Source organism: Rhodococcus maanshanensis NBRC 100610, from assembly GCF_001894865.1.
GTDB lineage: Bacteria > Actinomycetota > Actinomycetes > Mycobacteriales > Mycobacteriaceae > Rhodococcus_G > Rhodococcus_G maanshanensis.
On sequence record NZ_BCXA01000050.1, the window covers coordinates 22,858 to 40,888 of the forward strand.

Consider the following 18,031-nt stretch of genomic DNA (forward strand, 5'->3'; position numbering starts at 1 on the left):
TCGACCTTCGATCGGTCGTCAGCCGGCCGCCCCGGTTTCGGCCAATCCGGTCAGGGCCTGCGGCAAGGGACCAAGGTGCAGCACGCCGAGGCGTTGGGTGGCGCGGGTGAGTGCGACGTAGAGTTCGGCCGCCCCGCGCGGCCCGTCGGCGAGGATCCGTTCCGGTTCCACGACCAGGACCGCGTCGAACTCCAGGCCCTTCGTCTCCGACGCGGGAACCGTGCCCGGCACCCCGGGCGGCCCGATCACGACGCTGGTGCCTTCGCGCCCGGCCTCGTCCCGGACGAACTCCTCGATGGCCATCGCGAGTTCGTCCTCGGTGACCAGCCGGGACCATGGCCGGACGCCGCACGCGCGGACCGACTCCGGTGGCCGGACCCCGGGCGCGAACTCGGCGAGCAGCGCGCCGGCGACACCCATGATCTCCGCCGGCGTGCGGTAGTTCACCGACAGCGACCGGTAGGCCCAGCGGCCGGGCACGTACGGTTCGAACAGCGTGTCCCAGGAGGTCGCTCCGGCCGCCGACCGGCGCTGGGCGAGATCGCCCACCACCGTGAAGGACCGGTCCGGGCAGCGCCGCATCAGCACCCGCCAGTCCATCTCGGACAGTTCCTGCGCCTCGTCGACCACGACGTGCCGGTAGGTCCAGTCCCGGTCCGCCGCGGCGCGCTCGGCGAGTTCCCTGGTGTCCCGCTCGAGGAAGCGATCGGCAAGGTCCTCCGCGTAGAGCAGATCCGTTGCGAACAAGTGGTCGTCGTCGTCCATGTGGTCCTCGCGGCCGACCATGAGGTCGAGCACGCCGGCCGCGTACGCCGCCTCGGCCTCGGCGGCGGCCTTCCGCTCCCGCTCCGCGGTCTGCTCGGCCGCCGGGTCCGGGCCGAGCAGGTCGACCAGTTCGTCGAGCAGCGGCAGGTCCGACACCGTCCAGGCATCGCCGTCGGCACGCAGCAGGGCGTCGGCGCCCGCCGCGCGCAGGCGTTCGGGGGACGTGTACAGCTGTGCCAGAAGTGTTTCCGGCGTCAGGATCGGCCACAGTTCGTCGAGCGCGGCGACGAACGCGTCGTTGTCGGCGAGCTCGGCGACCAGGTCCGCCCGCAACTCCTCCCAGGCCTGCCCGTCCTTCCTGGTCAGCCAGCCCCGGCCGATCCGGGCCATCGCCCGTTCGGTGAGCACGTAGGTCACGATCTCGCGGAACACCGCGCGAGCCTCGTTGTGCGGCAGCCCGCTCGCGCGCGCCTCCTCCCTGGCCCATTCCGCGGTCTCGGCGTCGATCCGCACCGCGACATCCGACAGCTCGATCGGCAGCGGATCCCCTGGCAGTCGCTGCCGATCGGCGATCGCCGCCGCGAGCACGTCCAGGACCTTCAGCGAACCCTTGAGCCGCGCGGCTTCCGGGGCGTCCTCGGCGGTGACGCGGAGACCGGGCACGAGATCGCCTGCGGTCATGAACACCACGTCGGACTCGCCCAGCGACGGAAGAACGCGGCCGATGTGGTTCAGGAACGCCGGGTTGGGCCCGACCACGAGCACCCCGTGGCGCTCCATCCGCTCCCGCTGCGTGTAGAGCAGGTACGCGACACGGTGCAGCGCCACCACGGTCTTCCCGGTGCCGGGGCCGCCCTCGATCACCAGCACCCCGGGGTGGTCGAGCCGGATGATCTGGTCCTGTTCGGCCTGGATCGTCGCCACGATGTCGCGCATCCCCTCGCCGCGCGGCGCGTTGACCGCCGCGAGCAGGGCGGAGTCTCCCCTGCCGTCATCGTCGGCACCGTCCGGGCGGCCGAGCGCCTCGTCGGTGAAATCGACCACCTGGCGCCCCCGGGCGTGGAACTGGCGGCGCCTGCGCATGTTCTCCGGGCTGGCGGCGGTGGCGACGTAGAACGCGCGCGACGCGGGTGCCCGCCAATCGAGCAGCAGCGGTTCGTAGTCGTTCGCCTCGTCGAAGATGCCGATCCGGCCGACGTACGAATGTTCGCCCGAAAGGGTGTCCAACCGACCGAAACACAGCCCGTTGTCGGCCACGTCCAGCCGATTCACCTCCCGCGCCAGCGCGCGCACCTCGGCATCTCGGTCCACGAGGGTCCCGCCGTTCTCGGCGTCGATGGGGCCCCGCAACGCCGCGCCGTATCGACCCTTCACCCGCGCGCGCTCGGCGTCGAGCCGCGCGTAGAGCCCGGCCACGTGGTTCCGCTCGGACCGCAACTCGTCTTCGTGTCCCTGAGTCGACATGTGCCCCCATTTCCGCAGGTTCTGGCTTCGGCCAGCGATTCTGCGGCACCACCGGGGTCTTGCCGCAAGCCCCCCGGTGCGCTATAAGTTGAAAGTGGAAAGGAGCAGGTACTCCTTTCCATTCTTTGTTTGGCCGCACTTCCTTCCCGCGAAGCGGCGTGGTGTCGTCCGCCCCCTCCTGGTCGTGAACGCGCGCCGAACGGCGGCCGGAGCATGCGCGGGGACGGCGAAAGTTTCGTTGTGTAACGGAATCACCTTCGCGGCCGACAGTTCCGATGTACTGCAAACGAACAGGGAGGGAAGCACATGGGTTCGGCTGTCGATGCTCTGGAATGGATCCGCGAGGGGTACCTGGCCGGTGATCCGCTGCGATCTGCTCTCTTCGTCGGGGCGTCGTTCATCACGATGCCGTTGCAGCTGATCGCGACGATGCTGGGCCGTCCCTTCTAGCCCACTGTCAGCACCAATTTCAGAAGGCCGCCCCTCCCATAGTGGGAGGGGCGGCTTTTTGAATGCAGCACGGCAGTCCAGCCTGCCCGCACGCCAGGGTCAGGCGCGCGGTTCGCGTCCGAGGTAGCGCAGCAGCTCTGCGACCGCGGAATCGCCCGAGTCCCCCTCGACCACCGCGGCATACGCGCCCCACTGGCGCAGCGGCTCCACGATCTCCGCCTCGATCCCACTGCCCGGCGCCGGATGTGCGGTGCGTGCCGCGGTGAGCAGGTGGCCTGCGAGTTCATCGGTCAGCGGCGACGGCTGGCCGGTCGCGATCGCGATATCCCACGCGTGGACGGCGGCGTCCAGCGCGGCCATCACCGCGGCGACCGGGGTCGCGAGCGCGCCGTGCGGAAGCGGGGTCGGAACGGACTCGGTGTCGTCGGCGACGGTCGCCCACGCGGCGGCGGTCTGCTCGATCGCCTCGCGCACCAATGCCGCGGCCGAGCCGTCGATGGCACCGGAGGGATCGAAGGGGTTGTAGGCGGGCCCGACCCCGACGCCGAGGGCCTGGGCGAAGGCGAGCTGGTCGCCTGCCGCGTGCTGGATCACCTGCGCGACACTCCATTCCGAGCACGGGGTCGGCAGCTGCCACTGCTGGTCGCCGACCCCCGCGACGACGCCCTCCAGCGCGGCGTAGGAGGTCGAGAGCACGTCGCGCCACACGGGGCGCAGGGTCGCGGTGGCGTCGGCGGCGGTGGTGAGGTTCATGGTGAGCCTTTCGTCGTGCTTCCTGGTGGTGACCTGAGCCTATGGGGCCATTAGGCTGGATTCGTTCCTAATAATTTCGGAGGTGAATGTGGCGCCCACCACAACACGCGTCCTGCGGCTGCTCTCGCTGCTGCAGGACCGCGCGCACACCGGCAGGGAGCTGGCCGAACGGCTCGACATCACCGACCGCACCCTGCGCAACGACATCCAGCGACTGCGCGAACTCGGCTACCCGGTTCACGCCGAACGCGGCGCCATCGGCGGTTACCGCCTCGGCCGCGGCTCGACGATGCCGCCGCTGCTGCTCGATGACCACGAGGCGGTGGCGGTCGCCGTCGCGATCGACCTCGCCGCGGACGGTTCGACCGGCATCGCCGACATCACCGAGAGCGTCACGCGGGCCATGGTGAAACTGGAACAGATCCTGCCGAAACGGTTGCAGCGTAAGGTGACAGCACTGCGCAGCGCCACCGCGATCGGGCCGGCGACCACCGGCTCGCGTGAACCGGACGCACCGGTGCCCGCGGAGGTGCTCACCGCCCTCGCGGGTGCGATCCGAGACACGACCGCGGTGTCCATCGAGATCGAGAGCGGCACCACAGAAGTCGAGCCGTACCGCCTGATCAACTGGCAGCGACGCTGGTATCTGGTCGCCTATGACATCGAAATCCACTCCTGGCGGGCGATTCCCGTCGCGCAAGTGCACCGGGCGACCGCGGGGAGCCGCCGGTTCGGGCCCCGCGCACTGCCCGACGAGGACCTGGTCGCGTTCGTCATGCGCCACATCGCAACCACCGGCTGGAAGGTGCATGCCCGCGTCACCGTGCTCGCGCCCGCCGAAACGGTGATCGCCCGTATCAATCCCGCCGTCGGTGTCGTGGAGGCCGTCGACGCGGACAGTTGCGTCCTACTGACCGGCGCGGACGCTCTGGAGACCATCGCGATCTACCTCAGCATGCTGATGATGGACTTCCGCGTCGACGGCCCGCCGGAATTGGTCGCGCATCTGCGTACGCTGGCGCGGCGGTATTCCGCCTCGGTGGAATCCGCACCGTAATCGGGCGGCTCGAGTGACGATTCGGGAGGGCCGGGACAGACGGCAGACTCTCCATATCCTGCACGGGTATTCGACCAAACGCGCACCCTCGTAGAATCGGGTGCAGGCCGGGGCATCCGATTCCGATTCTCTTGGTACGTATGGAGGGCCGCGTCGTTCTCGCGAGCTCCCGAGCGGGATCTTTTGTGTGGGGGTGGGTAGCAATGCAGGCTGGTCAGCTTCACCGTCGCCTGGCCGAGGCGATGCATTCCGTCACGGATGTGCACGAGCCACAACGGGCGGCCCGACCGGCGGGATCGCTTCTCGGCGGGGGTCGCTACCGTCTACTCCGGCGCTGCGGGGTGACCACCGGTCTCGAATTCTGGCATGCGATGGATCGAGCCCTGGACCGCGAGGTCGCGCTGACCATCATCGATGGCGGTGCTACACAACACGGCCGCTCGTCCGGCAACGAGGTCTTCGCGCGGACGACGGCGCTGTGCCAGGTTCACTCCCCCGCTGTCGCTCACATACTCGACATGGTCGACGGGGATTCGTTCAGCGCGGTGGTCGCCGAGTGGGTACCCAGCGTGTCATTGGAGGAGGCGGCGTCCGGCTCGCCGTCGATCCTGGGTGTCGCCCGCGCCGTCGTCGAGCTTGCCGACGCGATGCAGAAGGTCCACGAGTCCGATGCGGTACTCGCGATCGGAGACACCCCGCGGGTGCGGGTGCGGGTGAGTCTGGGCGGCACGGCCTATGTCGCGTTTCCGGGGACGCCCGCGTGCAGCGACCACGATGGCGACCTTCGAGGCCTTCGCCACGCGATCCGAACCCTGGCCCCGGGAGTCGCGAGTCCCGACCTCCCGCTGGCCGGTGGGACGACCGCGGGTGCGATGGCCACCGCGCTGCGGAGGATTGTGGATCAGCCGCCACCTCCGGAGGCACCTGCGCCTGCGCCTGCACCGATCTCCGAGGAGCAGTCTGCGGCGCGGTGGGACCCGAGACAGCTGGGCCCGATTGCGCTGACAGGCATTGCCGCGCTCGCCGTAGCGATGTTCGGCGCGATCGGATGGCTCATCGGTACTTCCTTGGCCGATCCGCCCGTGTCCGAGGCCGTTGCCACCTCTGGTGAACCCGCCGGTGACGATGTGGCCCCGCCGCCGCGGCCACTGGTTCCCGTCGCTCCGGGTGGATCGGCTGTGTACTCGCCCCAGCAGTACCCGGACAATGCGCTGGCGAGTGGCCTGGCCATCGACGGGAAGCTGGAGACGGCCTGGTCGACGGACACGTACATGCAGCAGTTTCCACAGTTCAAGAACGGTGTCGGGTTGACCGTGGCGCTTCCCCCGGATACCACCCTGAGGGGGGTGTGGATCGCATCGCCCTCCGCGGGTGCCCGCATCGAGATACGAACCGTGCCTCCGGTGGGCGGCGTCCTCGAGGAGACCGCGGTCTTGGGTGCCGCGACCCTGCAATCGGGGGTGACACCCATCGCCCTCGCCGACTCGGCGCCGCACTCCGGGTTGACGGTCTGGATCTCAGCTCAGGCCGGAAGCGAGGGAAGCTACCGGACCGAGCTGTCGGAGATCGGGTTCCTGAACTGACGGCTCGCGGGCATCCGCGTGGTTCACATCGACAGGGGAGGTCGTTCCCCGGAGGGCTGATCGATGACCGGCGCCGTTGTGTTCATCGGTTCGCCGAACCAGCAGGAGAGCGCTTCCCGTAGTGCGCGTGCGGCGGTGCCGGCGGGTTCATCGATGTCTGCGGCCCAGGCGATATGGCCGTCCGGGCGGATCAGCATGGCGTCGGCCGGTCGATCGTCGGTCTCGGCCGCGCGGATGTCGACGCGGTGCTCCCATTCCCGTGCGACCTCGCGGAGCTCCGTGCGATCGGCGAGGTCGAGGAGGATCGGCCGAGCGGGGTGCATGAGCTCCGCGACACTGGTGACGCCCCGATCGGTGTGCAGGGTGAGGTCGGGGGCAAAGGTGCCGGTCAGGGAATGGTGCCCGGAGCCAGGCATCGGATAGCGAATGTCGTTGTGGCCGACCAGAGATCCCATGCGGCGCAGCGCCGGCTCGTCGACGACCAGTTCCTGGAAGAGTTGCCGAAGTGCCTCGGAGGCAGGGTCGTGTCCGCGGCGTAGCGCCACCTGGGCTCGGGTCTGAAGCTGGGCACGACCACCCGCGTAGTGACGCTCGTCGTGATACGTGTCGAGCAGCCCGGCCGGTGCCCAGCCGTGGATGTCGGCGCCGAGCTTCCAGGCAAGGTTGACCGTGTCGAGCATGCCGACATTGAGCGCCGTGCCCGTGGCGGGGAACAGGTGGGCCGCGTCGCCCGCGAGCAGGATCCGTCCCGCGCGATACCGCTCCGCCTGGCGATCTGTGAAGGTGTAGCGCGACAACCGAATCGGTTCTCCCAAGGGAAGATCCGCGCCGAGCACGCGACGGACACTGTCGCCGAGCTCAGCCAGGGTCAGCGGTTCATCATCGTCGTACTCGGTGGACTCCCCCTCGGTGGTCTGGAAGGACAGAACGCCTGAGCCGGCCGCGAACGCGAACACGCCGCGGTCGGTCCGGGTGAAACCCGCATGGATCCTGCCCAGTCCGGGGACGTCGATGTCGCCGTTGTCGAGCACGGTCACCGAATCGTGCACGGTGACCTGAGCGAGCCTGTTGACCTCTGGATAGGTGGTGCCGGGGAACGGGATACCGGCCATGTCGCGGATCCGGCTGCGTCCGCCGTCGCAGCCGACCAGGTATCGGGCGGTCACCCGGTACGGCCCGTCCGGCCCGCGCACGTCCGCGGTCACGGTGGCGTCATCCTGACTCACACCGACCACCTCGTGCCCGCGGCGGATGTCGGCGTCGAGTTCGCGCGCGCGGTCGTCGAGTAGGCGCTCGATCTCCGCCTGTGGGATCGGCAACGCCCGCATCGGCGGATCCACCATGTGCGTGAAGTCCAAATGCAGACCGCCGAAAGGGAATCGGGGAGCAATGTTGGGATCGCTGCTGGCTGCTTCGAACCGGTCTCGCAGGCCCCGGTAGCGAAGCAGGTCCAGGATCCGCCCGCCGAGGCCGCTGGCCTTCGGGATGTCCCGAAGCTGCGGCTGCCGCTCCAGCACCAGCGGCCGGACGCCCGCCAGGCGCAGTTCACCGGCCAGCATCAGGCCGGCCGGGCCCGCGCCCACGATGATCACGTCGGTGTCGACCACGCGCCCGCTCCCCTCGGCGTCCTTCTTCGCATCCCCGCTCGATCCGGTCGTCGGCAACACACGCATCTTCGCTACTCCCATTTCCGCAGAATCTGGCTCAGGCCAGCGATTCTGCGGCACCACCCGGGCCTTGCCGCAAGCCCCCGGGTGCGCTATACATTGAAATGGGAAAGGAGTAGATGCCCTTTTCCATCTCCGTGAATACGGACAATCTCCTCGTTGATCAATGGTGGTCTTGCTGTCGTATGAGGACTCTTCAATCGAGGTAGCCGGTCTCCGGGTCGATCGAGCCGACAAAGCCTCGGATCGATTCCCGGTGCTGCTGGATGGTCAGCAGGGGCGGCTCGGCCGCCGGATCGCCCGCGATGTACATGGTCGAACTGAATCCGTACCCGTCGTTCGGTCCGGATTCCCATGTGTAGTCGTACTCGGTGCGTGACCGCAGTTCGACCGTGAAGACTTCTCCGCCGACGATCAGTGTGAACGGTCCGTCTTCCGGGCACGGCTGGTAGTCATCCGTCCAATCCCCTGCGTTCATGAAACGAAACTCTCGCATGGAAATGAGCAGCTTCGCGGAGGCATCGAGCTCGGGGTGGGCCAGAAATGGGCGGAGTTGCGTCTGCGAGCATGGTCGGATGGAGCATCCGTCGGCTGAAGAAGCACTCGCCACCCTTCTCGGTGAGAGTGCTGTTCCACTCCTTAAGGAGTACGGATTCCGGAAGCGAAAGCTGACGTTCACGCGGGAGCGGGATGGCCTGGTCGACGTCATCAACCTGCAGCGATCGGCGGGCAACAGCCACGAGGCGATCCGGTTCTACGTCAACTGTGGTGTCTATTCGGCGGAGTTCGACAGGGTGATCGGACGGACACCACAGCAACGCCCGGCCGAGGTCGACTGCCAGTACCGGCGCCGGATCGAGGACATTGCGACCGGGATCGGGCCACATGTGACCGTGCACGCCGACACCGACGTTCCGGCAGTCGCCGAACAGCTGCGTGCTGCACTCACCAGTGCGTTGGCGGTGATGGGTCAGCTGGGTGGCCCCGACGATGTCGCCCATTCCGTGGGGTCGGACATCGACTTCGACGTTCTCCGCTACCGACTGGCGACGGGTGACGAGTCCGGCGCGCGCGAGCAGTATCTGAGTGCCCTCTCCCGCTTTGGTGCCGAGGACCGTTGGCCGCGTCTCGAGGAGCAGTTCCGGAGAGCGGCGGACTCCTACGGCGTTGCCGTCATCGACCGTGGGCGAGGGTAGGGATCGGTCGCGGCCCGGCCGGATCGAACGATCCTGGGCCGGGCCGGGATTCGCAGGCGCGCCTGCGGAACCGGAAGCGTTCATCCGGCCAGGGCATGCTCCCGCAGTGATCCGGTGGGCCAATGCCGGTGCTCGGCGTCGATGACGAAGACGTGGGTGTGCCGGTAGAGGCGATCGCCAACGCGGTCGGCGTCGACCAGACGGGCGGGGTCGATGGACCCGGCCTCGTGCAGGTGAGTGATCTCCGCCGGGTCGTGGCGCGGCCACATCCGCACTGCCACAGCGATTCCGATGGTCGCGATCACGGCCAGCACCGCCCAGGTGGTGGTGAGACCGGTGGTGGTCAGCCACCCGGCGATCGGGTAGGTGACCAGCCAGGCCAGGTGCGACAGCGAGAACTGGGCTGCGAAGAGTGCCGGTCGGTCGGCGGGTTGCGACGAGCGCCGCAGAACCTGGCCGGTGGGGGTGAGCACCGCCGCCGTGCCAGCGCCGACCACGGCCCACACCCCGATCGCGGCGACCCAGCGCCAGTCACCTCCGTCCGCGGCGGACAGGGCGACCGCCGAGCCGAGACCGGCGATCAGGACCGCGCCGCCCGCCAACATCACCGGCCGGGCGCCGAGCCGGTCGAGGACCCTGGGTACAGACAGTGCGACGAACATCGTGCCGAACCCGTTGGCGGCCAGCAGCAGTGCCACTCCGGACTGGGTACCGCCGAGCGTGTCGCGGACGTAATTGACTGTGTTGACCATGATCACCGAACCCGCAGCAGCGACGACCAGGTTCAGGCCGAGCAGTCCGCGCAGCCGCGGCGTGGCGACGAAGATTCGCATGCCCACCGCGATCCGATCCCGGAACGTGCCTTCCGCGGTGGCGCCGGCGTCGGGTATGCGGGTCGCGATCACCAGGACGGCAGAGACCGCGAATCCGATGGCGGTGCCGACGAACAGCCAATGGAAGCTGACCAGGGTCAGCGCCACCGCCGCCAGCATCGGGCTCAGCAGTGTCTCCATCGTCGCGGCGAGCTGCGCGGCCGACAGCGCCCTGCTGTACTCGCGCTCATCGGGGAGAATGTCGGGGATGATCGCCTGATAGGTGGGGGTATACGCGGCCGAGGCGGTCTGCAGCACCGCGATCAGCACGTAGATCTGCCAGATCTGATCGATGAACGGCAGCGTCAGCACCATCGCGGCGCGGATGACGTTGAGCCCGACCAGGAAAAGGCGGCGGGGGAACCGGTCGGCGTAGGCGGCGACGATCGGGGCGACCGTGACGTAGACGATCATCTTGATCGTCAGCGCGGTACCGAGCACAGCGGCCGCATCGGAGCCGGCCAGTTCATAGGCGAGCAGTCCCAGTGCGACGGTGGTCAATCCGGTGCCGAACAGGGCCGACACCTGGGCGGTGAACAGTCGCAGGTAGTCGCGGTGGGCGAACAGCGAGGTGATGGTCGGTTCTTGCATTGCGGGTGCTTCCTTCGAAGGCGTGGAGATGGTACGGGTGGGCCACGGGATCGCGGACAGTGGCAGTCGCACATGGGATTTCCTTCGGTCGTGGTGGCGTCAGTGCTGGTGAGCGGTGACGGTGAACGCAGCGGTGCGGACGGCGCCGTCGTGCTTGAAGTCGAGGAAGAGTCGGTAGGTTCCGGCGCCGGGCACAGCGGTGTGGAAGGTGATCGCCGGGCCGGGAGCCGTGACTCCATCGCCGGGTTCGCCGTCCGGGTGGACATGGACGTAGGCCAGGTCGCCGGCGCGGAGCACCACCAGGTGGCCGAAGGCGGCCAGGTAGGGCTGCAGGTCGGAGACGGGCCGGCCGTCCTTGCGCACGGTCAGGGTCAGCAGATCGCCGTTACCGGTCACGAGGTCTCCGTCGAGAGTCACCTCGTAGCCGTCGACGACGGCGGTGCGGTTCTGGCTCGGCGTCGGCTGCGGGTCGTAGGTGCCCGCGACGGCGAGATCGGCACCGAGGGTGATCGTCTTGTCGAGGAGCGTGGGTGAGACGTCGGTGAACACGCGGTAGGCGCCGGCATGGGGCAGGTTCAGCCGAACCGACCAGGTGCCGTCCGCCGCGAGCTCGGGGTGCACGTGCCAGAACCCGGTCAGTTCGCGCTGTACCACGATGAGGTGCAGGTTGCGGTCGTGGATCGGCGTGTAGTCGGTGACCGGTCGCCCGTCCGGGCCGAGGATGCGGAATCGGAAGTCGATCTCGCCGGGGGCGGCGATGGTCTCGGCGAGATCCAGCGTGTATCCATCCTGGGTGATCTGGAGACCGCCCGGTGCGCTCGCGCCGTGAGCGTGGTCGCCGGCCGGGGCCTGGTGTGTGTGAGCGGCGTGGTCGTGACCGGCGTGCGCGGTGGCCACCGAATGGCCGTGGTGGTGGGCGGCGTGATCGGCGTGGGCAGCAGCGTGGTCGCCGTGCGTGTTGGTGCTCATGTCTCGGCCTCTCGTCGTGTCGGTGTTTCCGACACTGAAGATAGTACCCCTGGGGGGTATGCGCCAGACGGGCGACATGTGGCGTGAGTCACACGGCGTTCCGCTCCGCCCCCGGTGGGGCGGAACGGAGTGCTCGAGAAATGCGGGAGGGTATGGGGCTCTCCCGCCTGGTGTCACCAGCGACGATCTCCACCCGGGTTCGGGTGGCCGCCCATGGAGGCGGTGATCACTGCCACCGGTGTTCGTGACGCGTACAGGTTGGCCCGTTCCTGCGGGGTCAGGTTGCGCTGTCCCCACGCCCGGTTCGCCGCGCGGCAGATCGCACGCAGCGCCGCGGACTCACGAGCGGTCGAAATATGTTGCGTAATAACAAAAGCCATGGTTCTCTCCTGTCGGAGGAGCCGACCCGAGGCGAAGGCGATGCTCAGCGGCCTGATCGACGCCTCGCCGGAACTCGGTCGAGGCCGTCGATGTGCACACGACGGCGAAGCCGAGCAGGGTTACCGAGACGTCAGGCCGCAGAATGCGAATGCTGCGCCGGGGCCGGTTCGGAACGAAATGAAAGTCGTAGACGGATACGGACTATCGCTGATACTCACTAGGTTCCTCACCTCCTCGCGGACAGGACGCACGCGGGCGTCGATTCGCAGCACGGGGAGAGCGCCGGGACGACTACTGTCCCGATCGGGCACCCCTCTCGTCAGAGCTTCGGCACTGCATGACGTGTCCCGATTCGTTCGAGAAGCCACTTTGGATAGACCCTTAATCCGGGAATACCTGTCCTAACCTTGGGCGTCTGTCGACGTCGTCAGATCAGTGGCCTGTGTTCATGCAGGAGCCTCGCCTAGCGAGGTGCTTTTACGCCGCCCATGATGCCGACACCCACGACATATGTCAAACCGCAAGGGCGATGGCATATCAAGATCATCCCGTTGATGGAAGAGATTGCTGCGAACTATGTTTCGCCGAAGATTCATCGAATCATGCAGTTGGCCAATAATTCTGGCAGAAATCTGGCAACGGCAAGATCGATGATCCACCGCAGGTGGGTTGACATCTCCCCGCCGCAGTGATTGATTGTCGGCGCAGCACCTCGTTAGGTGAGGCGTCTGCACGAACACAGGCCACTGATCTCACGACGTCGAGAGACGCCCAAGGTCAGGACAGGTCTCCCCGGCTTAAGGGGTGACCCAAAGTGGCTTCCCGCAGTGGTGTGGGACACGTCGTGCAGTGCCAAAACTCGTACGTGGGGGTGTCGAATTCGACAGGGCGGCTCGTCAGTGTCGGTATTCACACGCGGTCGCGTCGCGACCTCGATCCTTTCCTCCTGTGCTGTGGACACTCCACCGCGGAGCTACGTCCCCCTGGGCGTGCCCGCATCCGAATCCGGGAGGTGAGCACCGTGGACGAACCGCCGAGTCGATATCCGGCCTCGCCCGGACTTCTCACCGCCGGTGTCCATCGCGCTCGCTAGTCGCGGACACCGCCGGACCCCCTCGCGCGGTACCCCGCCGCGACCATGCCCGCGACCGTCGAAGTCGCAGAGCCTATTTCGTTGTGCCCGATCGCTAGCGAGTTCGTGCGCGACCGAGAGATCTGTCATGTCAACAACCAGTGTCTCGGCACCCCCGGGGCATCCGGGTAAGGCCACCAAACGAAACAGTCAGCCTGTTCTCCCCGACCGTCAGATGACGGAACTAGCTCGGCTGGCCCGCCTGCGTCAGCCGGGCGTGTACGCCGAACTGAAAACCACACCAAAGGGATTGAGATCAGACCAGATCGACCCGCTGCGCCGTAGGCACGGCAGCAACGAGGTCCGCCATGACCGACCGGCACCGGCGATAGTGCAGTTCCTCGCCACCTTCAAGAATCCCTTCATTCTGATCCTGCTGTTCATCGGCGTGATCATGTACATCACCGAGGTGGTGCTGGCCGACCCCGAAGAGGGTCCCGACTACATGGGGATCAGCACGGTCGGCGTGATGGTCCTGATCAGCGTGTCGCTGCGGTTCTGGCAGGAGTACCGGTCGGGACGAGCCGCGGAAGCGCTCAAGGCCATGGTGAGCACCACGGTCTCCACCACCCGTCAGATGGGCGACACGGTGGTGACCGCCGAGATCCCCATCGAGCAGTTGGTGCCAGGGGATGTCGTCCAGCTCGCCGCGGGCGACATGATCCCCGCGGACGTGCGGGTCGTGCGCGCCAAGGACCTGCAGGTCAACCAGGCGATGCTCACCGGCGAGTCGATGTCCGCCGAGAAGATGAGCGATCCGGTGACCGGGCTCCAGCCCGATCGGATCCTCGAGGCCGGGAACCTCGCGTTCATGGGCACGTCGGTGGTGTCCGGCTCGGGGACCGCGGTCGTGGTCCACACCGGGGACGACACCTACTTCGGCGCGATGACCGATGGGTTGGGCGCAGGCCGTCCCGAGACCAGCTTCGACATCGGCGTGAAGAAGGTCAGCTTCCTGCTGATCCGCTTCATGGTCATCATGGTGCCGACGGTCTTCATCATCAACGGACTCACCAAGGACTGGAGCCAGGCGCTGCTGTTCGGCGTCGCGACCGCGGTCGGGCTGACACCGGAGATGCTTCCGCTGATCGTCACCGCCAACCTTGCCAAGGGCGCGCTGTACATGTCTCGCCACAAGGTGATCATCAAGCAGCTCAATGCCATTCAGAACTTCGGTGCGATGGACGTGCTGTGCACGGACAAGACCGGCACCCTCACCGAGGACCGGATCGTGCTGGAGGAGCATCTGGACACCGCCGGTCGGCTCAGCGCGGACACGCTGCGTCTGGCCACGATGAACTCGGTGTTCCAGACCGGACTGCGCAGTCTCCTCGACGGTGCCGTCGTCGAGGCCGCGGGACCCGACCTGGTCGAGCGGATCCGCAGGGAGCACGGTCTGGTCGACGAGATCCCGTTCGACTTCGCGCGCCGACGGATGTCCGTTGTCGTCAACGACGGCGATGCCGACCTGATCATCACGAAGGGCGCCGTCGAGGAGGTGCTCGCCGTGTGCACCTCGGTCGAAATGAACGGTACAACCCACGAGCTGACCCCGGGCCTGCTCTCGGCCCTCGACCGGCTCGTCGCCGAGCAGAACGGGCTCGGCAAGCGGGTCCTGGCTCTCGCCACCCGGCGTCTGCCCGCCGGCCAGGGCGACGCCAGGGGCGACTACTCGACGGCCGATGAGGCCGAGATGACGATTGTCGGCTTCCTGACGTTCCTCGACCCGCCGAAGTCCTCAGCCGCCACCGCGATCGAGGCGCTTCGAGCCCACGGGACCGTGGTCAAGGTGATCACCGGCGACAACGAGCTGGTAGCCGAGACCGTCTGTGGGAAAGTGGGACTCGATGTCGGATCCATCATCACCGGCGCCGAGATCGATCGATTGGACGATGACGGCCTCGATGCGATCGTCGGAGAGACCGCGGTCTTCGCGAAAACCAATCCGCTGCAGAAGGCCCGGATCGTGGACGCGCTCAAGCGGAATGGGCACACGGTCGGATTCCTCGGTGACGGGGTCAACGACGCACCGGCCCTGCGCACCGCGGACGTCGGCATCTCGGTGGACACCGCCGCCGACATCGCCCGTGAGTCCGCCGACATCATCCTGCTCGAGAAGGACCTCGGCGTACTCGAGCGCGGCGTGGTCGAGGGGCGTCGCACCTTCGGGAACATCCTCAAGTACATCAAGATGACCGCCAGCTCGAACTTCGGCAACATGTTCTCGGTCCTCGTCGCGAGCGCACTGCTTCCGTTCATTCCGATGATCCCGGCCGTGCTGCTGGTGCAGAACCTCGTCTACGACATGGCGATGCTGACGATCCCGTGGGACCGAGTGGACCGCGAGTTCGTCGAGAAGCCGCGCAAGTGGGAGACCCGCAGCCTGACCAGGTTCATGGTCTTCATCGGGCCCATCAGCTCGATCTTCGACATCACCACGTTCGCACTGATGTGGTTCGTCTTCGCCGCAAACACCCCCGAGCAGGCCGCGCTGTTCCAGTCCGGGTGGTTCATCGAATCCATCATCTCGCAGACGCTGATCGTGCACATCATCCGCACGGGACGCATCCCGTTCGTCCAGTCGAGGGCGTCCCTGCCGGTCCTGATCTCGACCGGGCTCGTCTGCGCCTTCGGCCTGGTGTTCCCGTTCATCGGATGGGGTCAGGCGCTGGGCCTGGTTCCGCTGCCGTGGTCCTACTTCCCGTGGCTGATTCTGACGCTGGCCGCGTACTGCGTGCTCACCCAGGGGGTCAAGGTCTGGTTCATCCGCCGCTTCGGCGGCTGGCTGTGAACCACAACGGCGGTCGTGTGAACACGGCGCCGGCAAGTGTCCAACCAATGTCCGTTCTTCGGAATCTCAAAAGGAAATCCATGAACTCGAACAACTTTCGTACGCGCCGCCTCGCCCGCCTAGCCGGCATCGGCGCCACCGCGGCCGTCGCGATCGGCTTGATGTCGACCGGTGCGGCGAACGCCGACACCTTCGTGCCGCTGCCCGACGGGCAGAAGGCCGGACCGGGAGCGGTGCTCACCCGCACCGGCGAGAGCGCCCTGATCTCCCCGTCGCTGGCCGCCAACGGCGCCGGCCGCACCGCCTGGGTCTCGGGCACCGTCACCGCCGACGTCACCGGCGCCTCGGAGGACGGCGAGGCGGGCCCCTCGAACGGCGCCACCAACGAGAAGGGCACCAACAACTCGTCCACACACGGTGTTTCCCGCGTGAGTACCGGCTACATCGTCGGCTGCCAGGTCGACATCACCGGTCTCGGCGGCTCCATCGGCGCAGGTATCGACCTCTCGGGCCCCTCGATCTCCGGCTCGCTGACCGTCCCGGTCTCCGCGGGCCAGGTCAAGTTCGTGAACGTCGCGGGCAAGGACATCAAGAAGAACGGCACCTACTCGGTGCAGTACCAGGACACCCAGCTCGAGATCCAGAACTGCGGCGGCTTCGCCCAGGCCCGTGCCTACACGGTGGTCGAGATCGTCGGCAATGACTACTCCAAGACCACCCTCTACGGCCAGCCCTTCAGCATCGGGTAGCAAGGCGGCTGCGCACCCAGTCCACACGCGAAACTTGAAAGACCAACCAGCAAAGAGGAATTCATGAGCAACATCAACATCCGCCCGCGCCGCGAGCTGCGGATCGCCACCATCGCAGCGGCGGCCGCCGTCGCCCTCGGCCTATGCTCCGCCGGTACCGCCAATGCCGACACCGTTGTCCCGTTGCCCGGCGGCGCGATCACCAAGACCCTCGCCGACGGCACCGAGGTGACCGTCACGATGACCGACGAGTCCGCGACGGTGTCCCCTTCGATGGGGTCGACGCCCCTGCACCGCAATGTGTGGGTGTCGGGTTCGGCGAAGGTCGAGATCTCCGGCGGTTCCGGCGCCGAGGGCGGCTCCATCGAGCCCGGCTACATCGTGGGCTGCCAGCTCGCCCTCGGCGGCGAGACCGGTGCGGATGCCGGTATCGGTGCCGAGTGGAAGGGCGCCGCCGAACCTGCCGCAGGCGGTGCGGGCACCGTCTCGATCGGTCCAGGCGAGGCCGCGAGCTTCCCGATTCTCGATCTCGAGGAAGCCGACGACTTCGGGGGCGAGTCGCACTCCGGCGAGCACTCCTTCGAGGGCGCCTCCGGCAGCGTCACCTGGGCCGACTCCACCATGGGCGTCGAGGGCTGCGCCGGCTACGCCCAGGCCCGCTCCTACGTCAACGTCACCGTCGACACCGAGAACGTCATGAGCACCGTCACCCTGTGGGGACAGCCCTTCAGCATCGGCTGACCCAGGCGGCGGGTTGCGAGCGTGATCAGGGGCGGAGGTCGAGTCCGGCCTCCGTCCCGGTCGCGGTCTCGGCCGAACAGACAGTGCTGCAACGATATTGGAGCACATCTGGTCCGTACGATCTGCCCGCCCCTGGCGGCGTCGGATTCGGCTAGCATCGGGAGAATGCGTAGCGACCTGATGAAGAACGCGGAACGTAGTGGTGAGCCGGGGACTTTCGTGCTGCAGAACTCACGAATGCTCAAGGTCGACCTGGCCGGAACCGGCGGGCACTTCTTGGCCCGTCAGGGGTCGATGGTCGCCTACCAGGGTGATGTCGACTTTGCCTACCAGGGCAGCGGAGGGCTCGGCAAACTGTTCAAGAAGGCCCTCACCGGCGAGGGCATGTCATTGATGAAGGTGTCGGGCAGCGGCGACGTCTTCCTCGCCCGCGACGCCGACGAGATCTTCCTGCTCGAACTCGAGGACGAGTCCGTGACGGTCAACGGGACGAACGTTCTCGCGTTCGAGAGCTCGCTGAGCTGGGACATCAATCGGGTCGAGGGTGCATCGATGCTCAGCGGCGGGTTGTTCAACACCACATTCAGCGGGCGCGGTGTGCTCGCGATCAATGTCCACGGCACCCCCGTGGTGCTGAACGTGGACACCCCCACCTATGTGGACATGCAGAGTGCGGTGGTGTGGTCGACCGGGCTGCAGTCGACCATCCGCAAGACTGCGAAGATGTCCGCCGCGATCGGACGTGGTTCGGGCGAGGCGTACCAATTGTGTCTCACCGGAAACGGATTCGTCGTCGTTCAGGCGTCCGAGGGTCATCCCATCCCGCAGCACTGAACCTCTGACGCACCGGTCGGTGCGGTCGGCCGTGGC

General features: G+C 67.3%; 15 protein-coding genes and 2 riboswitches. Of the genes, 8 read left to right on the plus strand and 7 right to left on the minus strand.

Annotated features, from left to right (window positions below; translation table 11 throughout):
* Positions 1–18 precede the first annotated feature (18 nt).
* Positions 19–2,229, minus strand: coding sequence for an RNA polymerase recycling motor ATPase HelR (helR, locus tag RM1_RS21835; protein ID WP_174562989.1), 2,211 nt, complete (start codon positions 2,227–2,229; stop codon positions 19–21).
* A 306-nt stretch (positions 2,230–2,535) separates the two neighbouring features.
* Here helR and RM1_RS26475 point away from each other — a divergent pair, with 306 nt between their 5' ends.
* Positions 2,536–2,679 (plus strand): hypothetical protein, encoded by a 144-nt coding sequence (locus RM1_RS26475; protein WP_169922360.1) that lies wholly within the window; start codon positions 2,536–2,538, stop codon positions 2,677–2,679.
* Between the two features lie 99 nt (positions 2,680–2,778).
* Here the strand turns inward: RM1_RS26475 and RM1_RS21840 are convergent, their stop codons facing one another.
* Positions 2,779–3,432 (minus strand): TIGR03086 family metal-binding protein, encoded by a 654-nt coding sequence (locus RM1_RS21840; RefSeq protein ID WP_072753762.1) that lies wholly within the window; start codon positions 3,430–3,432, stop codon positions 2,779–2,781.
* Between the two features lie 82 nt (positions 3,433–3,514).
* Between RM1_RS21840 and RM1_RS21845 the strand changes: the two genes are divergently transcribed.
* Both RM1_RS21845 and RM1_RS21850 read left to right on the plus strand, forming a co-directional pair.
* Positions 3,515–4,489, plus strand: coding sequence for a helix-turn-helix transcriptional regulator (locus tag RM1_RS21845; protein WP_425528706.1), 975 nt, complete (start codon positions 3,515–3,517; stop codon positions 4,487–4,489).
* 371 nt (positions 4,490–4,860) lie between these two features.
* Positions 4,861–6,072: a protein kinase family protein gene (locus RM1_RS21850; RefSeq protein WP_143069463.1), complete on the plus strand. Its 1,212-nt coding sequence runs from the start codon at positions 4,861–4,863 to the stop codon at positions 6,070–6,072.
* 23 nt (positions 6,073–6,095) lie between these two features.
* Here the strand turns inward: RM1_RS21850 and RM1_RS21855 are convergent, their stop codons facing one another.
* Both RM1_RS21855 and RM1_RS21860 read right to left on the minus strand, forming a co-directional pair.
* Positions 6,096–7,760 (minus strand): FAD-dependent monooxygenase, encoded by a 1,665-nt coding sequence (locus tag RM1_RS21855; protein ID WP_245816538.1) that lies wholly within the window; start codon positions 7,758–7,760, stop codon positions 6,096–6,098.
* A gap of 175 nt (positions 7,761–7,935) precedes the next feature.
* A complete protein-coding gene (locus tag RM1_RS21860; protein WP_072753786.1) occupies positions 7,936–8,217 on the minus strand; it encodes a hypothetical protein in 282 nt (93 codons plus the stop codon).
* Between the two features lie 97 nt (positions 8,218–8,314).
* On the opposite strand from RM1_RS21860, the gene RM1_RS21865 reads away from it, so the two are divergent.
* Positions 8,315–8,935, plus strand: a complete 621-nt coding sequence (locus RM1_RS21865) for a DUF4304 domain-containing protein (protein ID WP_072753764.1) — start codon at positions 8,315–8,317, stop codon at positions 8,933–8,935.
* A gap of 80 nt (positions 8,936–9,015) precedes the next feature.
* Here the strand turns inward: RM1_RS21865 and RM1_RS21870 are convergent, their stop codons facing one another.
* From RM1_RS21870 to RM1_RS21880, 3 genes are all read right to left on the minus strand, one after another.
* Positions 9,016–10,398, minus strand: coding sequence for an MFS transporter (locus tag RM1_RS21870; protein WP_072753765.1), 1,383 nt, complete (start codon positions 10,396–10,398; stop codon positions 9,016–9,018).
* A 99-nt stretch (positions 10,399–10,497) separates the two neighbouring features.
* Positions 10,498–11,367 carry a DUF8832 domain-containing protein gene (locus RM1_RS21875; RefSeq protein WP_072753766.1) on the minus strand — a complete coding sequence of 290 codons (870 nt, stop codon included), beginning with the start codon at positions 11,365–11,367 and terminating at the stop codon, positions 10,498–10,500.
* A 173-nt stretch (positions 11,368–11,540) separates the two neighbouring features.
* Entirely contained in the window at positions 11,541–11,747 is a 207-nt protein-coding gene (locus RM1_RS21880; protein ID WP_072753767.1) for a hypothetical protein, read from the minus strand.
* Positions 11,748–12,052: 305 nt separating this feature from the next.
* Positions 12,053–12,226: riboswitch (M-box (ykoK) riboswitch) on the minus strand.
* Positions 12,227–12,452: 226 nt separating this feature from the next.
* A riboswitch (M-box (ykoK) riboswitch) is annotated at positions 12,453–12,626 on the plus strand.
* Between the two features lie 429 nt (positions 12,627–13,055).
* Between RM1_RS21880 and mgtA the strand changes: the two genes are divergently transcribed.
* From mgtA to RM1_RS21900, 4 genes are all read left to right on the plus strand, one after another.
* Positions 13,056–15,671: a magnesium-translocating P-type ATPase gene (gene mgtA / locus RM1_RS21885; RefSeq protein WP_245816539.1), complete on the plus strand. Its 2,616-nt coding sequence runs from the start codon at positions 13,056–13,058 to the stop codon at positions 15,669–15,671.
* Positions 15,672–15,751: 80 nt separating this feature from the next.
* A complete protein-coding gene (locus RM1_RS21890; protein ID WP_072753769.1) occupies positions 15,752–16,420 on the plus strand; it encodes an MspA family porin in 669 nt (222 codons plus the stop codon).
* 63 nt (positions 16,421–16,483) lie between these two features.
* Positions 16,484–17,161, plus strand: coding sequence for an MspA family porin (locus tag RM1_RS21895; RefSeq protein WP_174562990.1), 678 nt, complete (start codon positions 16,484–16,486; stop codon positions 17,159–17,161).
* Positions 17,162–17,326: 165 nt separating this feature from the next.
* Positions 17,327–17,995 carry an AIM24 family protein gene (locus RM1_RS21900; RefSeq protein ID WP_027503541.1) on the plus strand — a complete coding sequence of 223 codons (669 nt, stop codon included), beginning with the start codon at positions 17,327–17,329 and terminating at the stop codon, positions 17,993–17,995.
* Positions 17,996–18,031: the final 36 nt, after the last annotated feature.